This window comes from Parasediminibacterium sp. HNIBRBA5674, assembly GCF_056745525.1.
Genome location: NZ_JBQWIE010000010.1, coordinates 1 through 11,555, shown reverse-complemented (window position 1 = coordinate 11,555; position 11,555 = coordinate 1). Strand labels below are relative to the sequence as shown.

The following is an 11,555-nucleotide window of genomic DNA, read 5'->3' as shown; positions in this document are numbered from 1 at the left end:
ACTAATTTTAGAAGTCTATTTATGAGTAGCTGATAAACATCTGCTTTATCTTTACTTCGAGATGCCGCAGGCGAACATCTCGAAGAACGAAAAGAATTAAATATGGTTAACAAAAATAGTTGCTGCGAAATTTTAGCATCTGCAATAGAAGAAGCAGGAAAAAAAGGCTTAGCAGTAATTCCATTTAAAAATCCCTATAAGCCATTTAATTATGTATTTTTCTTACAGTCTAGAAATATTGATGAAGAAAATAAAACTGGAATTCACACTGTTATCGATATCGTAATTCAATATTGCCCTTGGTGTGGGGCTAAGTTGTCTAGTTTAATTGAAATTGATGAAAAGTTAATTGAAAGTATTGCATTGAGAAATAAGCATTTAATTAAACTATTTTAATGTCCCCTAAATCGATGTTATTACCTTTCCTTTTGCGAAGTATTCCAAAGGGCATCTCGAACAAGAGATAAAAAATCATCTCTGATGCTATCATTAATACTTCGCTCACAAATTGTTTAACCCAAACGGCGGCCATCTAGCCTCAAGTTAACTGTCTTGGACCCAAACGGCGGCCATCTAGCTTCAAGTCAACTGACTTGGACTCAAACGGCGGCCATCTAGCCTCAAGCAAACTGTCTTGGACCCAAACGGCGGCCGTTTGAGAAAATATATTATCCTATTTTATATGCGAGTGTCTTTTTTTACAATAAAAAGACAGCAAAAATTGCAGAAAAAGAAGATACTACCTACCAATAATCGTAACTTTACGAATTATTTAAGCGTAAATCATTTGCCGAAGGCGCAAAAAAGAAAGGCAACCCGCTGAGGTTGCCTTTACAGTGGTTTTCCGAATTACTATGGTTTTGGTTTATACACTCTCACATAATCGATATAGCCTTTTTCTACACCACCTTTTTGTATAACATCGTTTTTACGTACATCACCATCTACCCAATCGCTCACGCCCCAGCAGCTACCAGAAAAATAAATGTATTCAGCTACATGTGGTATTGCCTTAGGGTCAGTTATTGCTTTTATCACTTTGCCATCGCAATAGAATTTTAAAAAAGTGGGTGACCATTCTAAACCAAAAATGTGGTATTCTGTATCGTGCAGGTTAGGGATTTTGTTTTTTCCACTACCAGTACCCTTGTGCGTACCTTTTGCATAGCCATCCCAATGCAAGCCAAGCGAATAGGTTTTCAATCTATTGCCTTCAACAATATCAATTTCTGCACCATCATTGGCAGTGCCATCGTGTGTGCCAGCGTTGTTCATTGAAGTGCCACTGTTTGGCATCATCCAAAATGCTGTTTGGTAGCCATTGGGTTTTACAAGGTGCATGCGTGCCTCTAAAAAACCGTACGTTGGTGCGTATTTATTTTGCGATGTAAATCGCCCTACGTAATAAGCAGAGTCATGTATTTTAGGTGCTTTGCGATAGTACATATAGATGTTACCATCTTTCTCTTCTACTTGATCATCATTTGCATAAAGGGTTATATCTTCTCTTTTTTTAGTTGAGGTTTCAATGGTCCACTTGTTAGCATCTACTTTGTTGTCATTAAATTCATCGGAAAAATCTAGCACCCATGCTCTATCATTTGCATTACCAAGAGCAGTATCGATTATCAACGGTTTAGCAGTTTTTGGTGTTTCCGGGTCAACTAACGAGTTAGTAGCCTGAGATAGCTTTTTAGAAGCGTTACAGCTTAGGGATATTACTATTATTATTGTGCTTACTATACTTATATTTTTCATGCTTTACTTTATTTGTAAATAATGGGTTACTGTATCAAAAAAATGGTGCGGTACTTTATGGATTGTACTTATACACTCTCACGTAATCTATATATGCTTTGTCTATACCGCCATTTTGGATGAACGTATTTTTGGTTACATCGCCATTAACCCAAGTACTAACGCCCCAGCACATGCCACTAAAGAGTATGTATTCTGGCACTCTTGATATGATTTTTGAATCGGTAGTTTGCCAAACTACTTTGCCATCAAAGTAGTACTTTAAAAAAGTTGATGACCACTCTAGCCCAAAAATATGATATTCAACGTCGTGGTAATTGGGTGCACTTACGCTGCCATTTCCTGTAGCTTGATGATCTGCGCCATAGCCATCCCAATGCAACCCACAAGAGTAGGTTTGTAGCTTATTTCCTTCTACAATGTCCATTTCAGAGCCATCATTGGCCGTACCATCATGCCCACCAGCAGGGCCAGCATTTGTCATACTCAAACCACTGTTTGGCATTAGCCAAAATGCTGTTTGATAACCATTAGGCCTAACAACATGCATTCTTGTTTCGAAGAAGCCATAAGCTGTTGAATATTTATCTTTAGAATTAAATCTACCTGTATAATAAGCTGTGTTGCTAATGGCAGATGCCTTGCTATAGTTAAGATAGATATTGCCATTTTTTTCTTCCACTTGATTAGCGTTTGAATAAATGGTGATATCTGTGTTGTACCGCACTGCATTTTCAATACTCCATTTCAAGGTATCAATTTTGGTGTCGTTAAATTCATCTGAAAAAGCAAGTTGCCATTTGTCTAAAGTGGTAGAGTTATTGATTAATGGTTTTGATGTTGATGGGGTAGCTTTATCTACAAATGAATATTGTGGATAGTCAACAATGGTATCATTGTTTTTGCTACAACTAATTAGTATTACAATCGTTGCCGTAAAGAAAGTAAGTTTTTTGTTCATAGTGTGTGATTTCAATTTTTAATAGTAGTGATTTATGTGATGTATTATCCAGTTTTTGATGAATTATACATTTATTTATAAACAGGTTCATTAAGTGTAATTTCCAATATTGTAGTAGCTGGGTTTTGAGTATAGTCTACACCACTTATGGTAATCGTATTGTCTTTGTTTTTAGCCCATACTAGTTCTTTACCATCGTATAGGTTTACAACTTTTACAACTTTTTTCTTGCCGATAGATTGGGTAATAAATTGATTGGTTTTTAAATGGCGGTAACCGTTATAAATGTGACAATAAATTGCATTGTCTCTATACGTAAACCCGTATTCACCAAAAAGTGGTTGCCAAGGGCCACCTCTTGTGTTGTAGATGGCTCTATTTACTTTACTTAACCAGTTACCCATTTTAAATAATACATCTTGCTGGCTTTGTGGAATAACACCTTCTCTATCTGGAGAAATATTTAAAAGAAAATTGACATTTCGCACCACGCAATTAGATAGATACATGGCTATTTCCTCGTAGCTAAAAACCTTTGCATTAGGCCTGTAGCCCCAGCCACCTTTTTGTAGGCTTACACATTTTTCAGTAAACTCTTCTGTACGAATATTGCCAGATGTGTAGCCACCGCCTTCTTCAGAAAATACATCGCCTACCCAAGAAAACCTAGTATTTACTATCATTTCTGGTTGATATTTACGTACTATACCCATTATGCCCAATGCTTTATCTGTTTCTTCTTCTCTGGTAATGTATTTTTCAGCAATGGGCCATTCATTAGCTGTATCTTGATATTTTCCAGGATTCCAAAATTTTCTATCCAATGGTCTGTTTACAGTTTGTGCCAACCATGCACCATCCCAAAATACATAGCTTATTTTGCCATAATCTTTCATTAATTTGGTAACTTGTTCGTACACTTCTTCCTTCATCACTCTAGCATCTTCTTTATGCCATTTAGCGGTTTTGTAGCCCCAAATGTTTGGTTTCGCATCATTGCCATATACATCGTAGTAACCTGGATAACGCCAACTCATAGGCGAATAATACAAACCTACCTTTAGCCCTGAAGCCCTTACAGCATCTGTATATTCTTTAATTAAATCTCTGCCTAGGTCTTTTTGGCTTGTCCAGCTTGCAGGGTGCTTACTGTCAAACAAAGCAAAACCATCATGATGTCTTGTAGTAAGCACCATGTATTTCATACCTGCTTTTTTAGCCAAATCGGCCCATTGTGTTGGGTTAAATTTAGCTGCTGTAAATCCTTTTGCTGTATCTCTAGCCCTACGTTGATAATAATCTTGCCCCCAAACTTCTTGGTGCCTTACCCACTCGTTGCCTTCTGGCATAGCAGCATACACACCCCAATGGATGAACATACCAAACTTGTCGTTTAAAAACCAATCCATTTTTTCATCTGGTAATTGACTTACGTCAAGATCTTCCTTGATTACTCTTTTTTGCAAAGGCACAAATTCTTGTAATACAGGTTTTGGGGCTTCGCCCAAATACATCAATTCAACTTGGTCCACATAAGCACTACCAGCCCCACTTGGGTGTACAAATGAAAGTAGTATGCTATCTATGCTATAGGCTGTTTGAAAATCGATAGTTATTTTAGTGTACGATGTAAGGCTGCTAGTAACAGATTTTGCTGCACCGCCATAATTACTTACGGTCAGTTGTATTTCTTCTGCACCAGATTCGGTTTTTACGTAAGCAGAAAGTTGATATAGGCTATTAGACTTTACTTTAATTTCTTGCACACCAAAAGCCCTTTCTGGGCCAACTTTTAATGCATATTTTCCTGAAAAAGCGTCGTTGCTAATACTACAAAATTTTGTTCTCCAATGCTTCCACCCATCCATAGTGCCTTTTTCAAAGTCTGGATTTATCAGCAAATGGGTGTCGTTAGTAGGGGTGTTTTGTGTAGCTTGACAAAAAATACTACTTGGTAATGAAAGCAGCCCCAAATAACACAAGCATAAGTAGAAAGAATTCCTTTTCATTGGCAAATTATTTTCAAGTGAACGAATGTAAATGCCAATGAGCCAACTGGTTGATGTTGTCAGGTCAAAATGGGTGGTCTAGTAAGTCAAAGTTTATTTTCGTTAATTAACTTTAAATAATGTGCTTTTTGATAGGGCATAAGGTTGTAGTTGCAGCATTATTAGCGGTAATTATTTTGTAGATTAACCCTTGCTCTGCAAAACTTATAGTTTGGCAAAAGCAACAAACTATCCCTACAAAACTGCAAGTTTTGTAGGGCTTTTAAAATTAAAAGCGCAATGCAGCATTATCAGTTATTAGTCAATGGCCATTTATTCTTCTGCATACAGGTAAAGTAGGTTTACAAGTAATATAAGCTATTATACTACTAACAAGTATAACCTAAACAAACTAATAACTAGCCATTACAATAGCATACATAGCTTTTTCAAATGCCCATAAGCTATTTACAAATACCTAAGAGGCTATTACACTAACTATATAAGCTTAAATAGTATAATTAAAGTAACTATTATTATGATTTAGCTAATCTTTGTTAATTGCGAACTATCATTTGTTAATAAGGAACTAATGTTTACTATTTTTTAACTATCAAATATTATATGTAAAGTATCATTTGTTACTTGTAAATTATTAGTTGTTACTAATAAAGTAATAAATGTTAAATTTAAAGTAATAATTGTGATCTTACACCTAAAAGTAATCCGATGCACACTTATTTGCCGAAGGCGCAAAAAATAAAGGCAACCCTAAATGGGTTGCCTTTAAAATATATTATGTAGCTATATTTAATGCAGATAGCTTTCCCGATTTCCGGGACGAGCTGTGCCTCGCTATGACGTTGTGGGTTATTTCCCTGTAGACGTACCAATGGTTTTATTATCTAAAGAGTATTTGTAGCGTTTAATAGCGTTTACTATAGATTGTGCAATGGTTTCTTGGCCTTCTTTGCTGTTTAGGTAATCTTCTTCTTCTGGGTTGCTAATGTAGCCTGTTTCTACTAGTACGGCTGGCATGGCTACGGCTTGCAATACCCAAATACCTTTTTGACGTTGAAGGGCTTGTCTGTTTACACGGCCTGCTTTTTCTAACTCTTCTTCAATAGTTTCGGCTAATGATTTGCTTCTATCAAAGTACAATCTTGTTCTTAGGTTAATGGCAGTCATTTCTTCTACCGAGCCTTTGGTAAATTCTCTAACGCTTTGGGCAGAGGTACTATCTAAGTACAAACTCTGATTTTCTCGCATGGCTAGTTGCTTGTCATCGTTTTTGTGCGCCCCCCAAATATAGGTTTCAGTGCCCTTAGCAGGGTTGGGTGTGTAATAAGTACGGTATTGCGGCTTTTTTACTTTACGTTTCTTTTTGCCTTTGCCTACTGTTACGGTTTCGGTACCAATGTATTCGCTGTGGCGTGTTGGGTCGGCACTATTGCAGTGTATACACACAAACAAATCGCCTTTGGCTTGGTTGGCAATATTGGCTTTGGTAACTGGTGAGTGGAAAATATCGCTTTTACGTGTTACCACTAGTTCTACTTCTGGCATTTGTTCACGTAGTAGTTCTTCTAGCTTTAAAGAAATAGCGAGTGCTATATTTTTTTCGTACGAATATTTACCAGGTGCGCCACTATCAGCACCACCATGGCCTGGGTCAATAACTATTTTTCTTAAACGAGATTTTTGAATATTGGGTGCATACGTAGTGAAAGAAGTACAAAGTATTGCTAGAAAGCTTAACAAAAACAACGCAGCATATTTTCTTACAATCATATCTAAAAAGTTAAAGCATTTTAATTAAGAGGTCGTTTACATTTCAGCACCTATTTTTGCCATCATCTTATATGAACAAACAAGGTAAAATTAACGAAAAAAAGGGTTGGGCTATTGTGGCCTTGGCTGGTTTGTTTATTTTAACAATGCATGTGAGTGCAAGTGTAGCTAATAAATTTCATTTTTCAGAATCAAGCAGCACATTAGATACCGTACCGAAAAATAGAAGAAGGCCAATTGCTATCACATTACCCAAAACTGCTGATACTAGTAAGAAGTTGTCAGCCATAGATAGTGCCACCAAAGGGCAAACTGATAGCATTAATACCATTGATACATTAACTATCTCAAAAGACTCGCTAGATGCGCCCATAAAGTACAAAGCGTCTGATTCTGGTGTGTTAATTATACCCACCAAAGAGTTTATTTTATATGGCAAAGCCAATGTGAGTAATAAGGATGTAACGCTAGATGCTGCCACCATTAAATACGACCAAACGGGTCAAATGGTAAAAGCTTATGGTGCTACCGATACCACAGGCAACCCTTACAGCAAGCCCAACCTTACGCAGGGCGATATGAAAACCATCAGCGATTCTATTTTATTTAGCCTAAAAACTTTTAAAGGCCTTACTAAAAATACTTATGTACAGCAGGGCGAAATGTTTGTACATTCTGATCTATCTAAAAAAGTAAGTGATAATGAATATTATGGCTACCGCAATCGCTTTACCACTTGTAATTTAGATACACCGCACTTTTCTATTCGCTCTCGCAGAATAAAAATGATTAGTAATAAGCTAGCAGTAAGTGGTCCTGCAGCACCAGAATTTGAAGGTGTGCCTATACCAATTGGTATTCCTTTTGGTATTTATCCATTGGTGCAAGGCAGGCATTCTGGTATTTTGCCACCAGCATTTAACGTAAGTGAAGATTTTGGTTTGGGGCTTGAAGGCTTAGGTTATTATAAAGTAATAAGCGAGTATATTGATGTAGTTACAAGAGCGAATATTTACAGCTATGGTGGCTGGAGCTTGAATGTAAGCCCTAAGTACCAAAAGCGCTATCGCTATAATGGCGGGCTTGATGTTAGGTTTCAAAATACCAAAGCACTGAATAGAAGTTACAGCTTTGGCGCTTCTAGTTTTTCTAAAGAAGAGTTTACAACTACCAAATCTTATAGCATCAACTGGCAGCACTCGCAAGATCCTCGTGTTCGTCCAGGAACTAATTTCTCTGCCAGCGTGAACTTCGCTAGTAGTAGATATAACCAAACGGTATTAAATAATCCTTACTTGAACTTTCAAAACCAGTTAAGTTCTACTATTAATTACAGTAAAGATTTTAGAGGCAAAGCCAATTTGTCTATTTCTGCCAATCATAATCAAAATAATGCTACGCGTTTGGTTAACCTAAGCTTGCCGAATATTGGGTTTAACGTGAATACTTTTTATCCATTTCAAAAGAAGGAAAGCGTAGGAAGCAGCAAATGGTATGAGAAATTAGGTATTGGTTACAGCGGTTCATTTAGCAACCAAATATCTTATTACGATACCGCTGGCGTAACGCTTAGAAAATTGTTAGATACGACACAATGGAACGCTACGCACAATATTCCTATTAGTTTGGCATTACCTGCTTTGGGTGCAGTTACCATTAGCCCTAGTATATCGTATTCAGAAAATTGGTATGCACAAAAAACTATTTTAACTTGGAATAATAGTAACAAGCGACTAGATACATCTATGGTAAAAGGCTTGTATCGTTCATCGCAAATGAGTTTTGGCGTAAGTGCAAATACCAGAATATTTGGTACGTACTTATTTAAAAAATCTAAAAATATAGTAGCCATAAGGCATGAAATAAGACCAACTGTAGGCTTTACTTACACACCAGATTTGTCGAGTAAGTTCTTTTACACTGTGCAGGTAGATACGTTTGGCCATACAGCTCGTGTATCACAATTTGGTTCGGGCGGTTTTGGTGGTACTAATGCAGGTAGTATCAGTTTTGGTATAGATAACTTGCTAGAAATGAAAGTGAAGGACAGAAAAGATACTACAAAAGCCAATGCAACAAAGAAGGTGAAATTGATTGACGGCTTTGGTTTTAGTTCTTCATACAATTTACTAGCCGATAGTTTTAATTTGGCACCATTTCAGTTTTATGCCCGTACTACTTTGTTTGATGTAGTAAATATTACTGGTGGTTTTACCTTAGATCCATATCAAGTAGATGCAACTGGTTTTAGGAAAAATCAGTACACATGGAACGGTACAAAACCAAGTTTGGGTAGATTGACTTCTGGTAATATTGCGCTATCAACACAGTTTAAAAGCAAACCAAAGGATGGTAAAAAAGACAGCGAACGCATGCCTGTAGACCCATACCTAACACCAGATGAACAGCAGCGGCAATTGCAATATGCACGTAGTAATCCTGCAGAATTTACCGACTTTAATATTCCATGGAGTTTGAGTTTGAGTTACTCGCTTAACTATACTAAAACATTTTCACCCAATTATCAGTATGTAACACAAGTGTTTAGCAGTGTTAACTTTTCAGGAGATTTTAGCTTAACTGAAAAATGGAAAGTTGGTGGTAATGGTTATTACGATTTTAATTCTGGTGGGTTACAACAGTTCAGCATGTTTGTAACTAGAGAAATGCACTGCTGGCAGCTAGCCATTAACGTAAGCCCAATTGGTTTGTACCGCTCATTCAATATCACCATTAGCCCTAAATCGGGCATTTTAAGAGACTTGAAAATTAATAGAAGCAGAACCTTCTCTAATTACTAGTGCTTCCTATACGATGCAATTTCTTGTTACATTAATAAAGTATTAACGCTAGGTTAATTTATTGTTATTAATTTAAATTAATAACATGTTGATATGAATATTCTTTGTTTTTAAGTACTTGTTAATGATAAATTAATTTTTGTAAGGCTATTTTTTTTGAGTATTTGCAGTAATATTGTTTATAACCAAAAAAAATATACACATGCGACAAAAATTACTATTATTATTTACACTCTTTATTGTGGTTAATGGATGGGGGCAAACCAATAACTATTTTGGTACTTCTGGTACCCTTACTAATAACGTTTGGAGTACTAATCCTTCTGGACCTTACACATCTGCACTAGTAACTACTAATGGTCCAATTTTGAATTTCAACAATGCTGGTTCAGCTACAGGTGGTACTATCGCAACTACTGTAGGTATTAATTTCGGTGCGGCTATAACTTGGACAGCAGGTGGTACTATTGGGGCAGCGGGTATTAATTTGCCAATAAACGTTTCATCAGGAATAAATCAAAGTATTGGTTCTCAAGCATTATCTACATCTTCTACAGCTGCTTTTACAAAAAATGGGGCAGGAGCTTTACAAACAGCTGGTGGCACATTTGCAGGTGGCTTTACGTTAAATGCTGGTGCATTAATAGCTGGTGGTGTGAATGCTATGGGAAATGGAGCATTAACATTAAACGGTGGTACGGTTGCGGGGAGTGCTACACGTGATTTTACAGGAAAATTTACAGGGATAACAATTGGTGGTGATATTCAATTTGGTGAAATGAGCACCGTAATATCGTTGGCTAATTCAACTGCCACTTTAACTTTTAGTAATAACATGTCTTTAGGTAGTTCGTTAAGAACTTTTACTTTAGGTAATGGCGGTACCATAGTTTTAGGCGGTGTCATATCGAATACTGGTTCTAATGGATTAACTTTTACTGCTAATGCAAATGGTACTGGAAGGTTCGATATTACTGGTACTAATACCTTCACTGGGCCAGTAAATATCAATGGATTTGGTGATGGTACTGGAGTTGCAGAGGTTAGATTTACGTCAGATGGTAGTATTGGTAATTCTGCAAATACTATTACTATTGATGGTGGTCGTTTTGGGATAGCTAGTGGTGGTGCTGTTACTATTGCGTCAACAAGAAATATTGCAGTTGGTGCTACTAGTGGTACTTCAATATCTGCGCCAGGTTCTACAGGAATCCTTTCATATAATGGTGTAATTGCTAATAAGTCTGGTAGTACGGGTATTTTAGTAAAACAAGGTGCTGGTACATTGACACTTGGTGGTGTTTCAACTTATAGTGGTTCAACTGCTATTAATAACGGTACTATTAGATTAACTACAGGAAATGATAGATTACCAACAGGCACATCGTTAAGTTTAGGTCAAGCAGCGAGTACGAATGTGGGTATCTTTGATCTTAATGGATTTAATCAAACTGTAAGTGGTTTAAATTCTACAAGTGGTACGAATGCTTCTTCTTCTGTTAATAATACAATTACTTCTTCTACTGCTGCAACATTTACAGTAAATGGTGCAGGTAATTATGGCGATGGTACAGATGCTAACTCTGGTATTATCACCGGTTCAATTTCTTTAGTAAAATCTGGTACTGGTACTTTGGTACTAGGCGATGCTAATACTTATACTGGTACAACTACAGTATCTGGCGGTACTTTACAATTAAGCAGAACTGGCGGTACAACAATTGCAGTAACTAGTGCCGTAACTGTAAATAATGGTGGTACATTACGAATAAGCACCAACCAAACTTTGGCATCGCTTACTGTAGATGCTGGTGGTGTAGTAACTGTAGATGCTGGTGCAATATTAACAGTAACTGGTACTACAACAAATAACGGTAGTATTATTGTAAAGTCAACAGCAGCAGGTTCAGGGGCATTTGTTAATAATTCAGTAAGCACAATACCAAACGTTACTTTACAGCAATGGATTACTGGTCAGCGTGGTTATAGAGTATTGTCGAATCCATTTAATACTACTTTAACACCTTCATCGTATGTTGGTTTTAGCGGTGATTCTATTGCATCTATAAGTGCAGCCAATTATGTTAAAATATACAATTCGGATAATTCATGGTCTAGCTCAGCTAATCAAATAGTAGGTGCAAATACAGCTTACGCGGTCTTTTTAAGAGGAAAGAATACTGATTTTAACGGTACACCAGGGTTAACTAATTACGTAGATTCAAGTAAACCTACAGCTTTTGCTTATGGTGTTAC

7 protein-coding genes are annotated in these 11,555 nt (G+C 36.8%); 3 read left to right on the top strand and 4 right to left on the bottom strand.

Going from position 1 to position 11,555, the window contains the following annotated elements; translation table 11 throughout:
- Window positions 1-102 precede the first annotated feature (102 nt).
- Window positions 103-396: a hypothetical protein gene (locus tag ACT9TX_RS06750; RefSeq protein WP_481337491.1), complete on the top strand. Its 294-nt coding sequence runs from the start codon at window positions 103-105 to the stop codon at window positions 394-396.
- A 456-nt stretch (window positions 397-852) separates the two neighbouring features.
- On the opposite strand, the gene ACT9TX_RS06745 is transcribed toward ACT9TX_RS06750, so the two are convergent.
- The 4 genes from ACT9TX_RS06745 to ACT9TX_RS06730 form a co-directional block, all read right to left on the bottom strand.
- Window positions 853-1,758, bottom strand: coding sequence for a glycoside hydrolase family 16 protein (locus tag ACT9TX_RS06745; RefSeq protein WP_481337490.1), 906 nt, complete (start codon window positions 1,756-1,758; stop codon window positions 853-855).
- A 55-nt stretch (window positions 1,759-1,813) separates the two neighbouring features.
- Window positions 1,814-2,719, bottom strand: coding sequence for a glycoside hydrolase family 16 protein (locus tag ACT9TX_RS06740; protein WP_481337489.1), 906 nt, complete (start codon window positions 2,717-2,719; stop codon window positions 1,814-1,816).
- A gap of 71 nt (window positions 2,720-2,790) precedes the next feature.
- Window positions 2,791-4,728, bottom strand: a complete 1,938-nt coding sequence (locus ACT9TX_RS06735) for an alpha-L-fucosidase (protein WP_481337488.1) — start codon at window positions 4,726-4,728, stop codon at window positions 2,791-2,793.
- Window positions 4,729-5,577: 849 nt separating this feature from the next.
- Window positions 5,578-6,498 (bottom strand): N-acetylmuramoyl-L-alanine amidase family protein, encoded by a 921-nt coding sequence (locus tag ACT9TX_RS06730; protein ID WP_481337487.1) that lies wholly within the window; start codon window positions 6,496-6,498, stop codon window positions 5,578-5,580.
- Window positions 6,499-6,569: 71 nt separating this feature from the next.
- Here ACT9TX_RS06730 and ACT9TX_RS06725 point away from each other — a divergent pair, with 71 nt between their 5' ends.
- On the top strand, window positions 6,570-9,299 hold the full coding sequence (locus ACT9TX_RS06725; RefSeq protein ID WP_481337485.1) for a putative LPS assembly protein LptD: 2,730 nt from the start codon (window positions 6,570-6,572) through the stop codon (window positions 9,297-9,299).
- 202 nt (window positions 9,300-9,501) lie between these two features.
- A partial coding sequence (locus ACT9TX_RS06720; protein ID WP_481337484.1) for a beta strand repeat-containing protein occupies window positions 9,502-11,555 on the top strand: 2,054 nt, incomplete at its 3' end.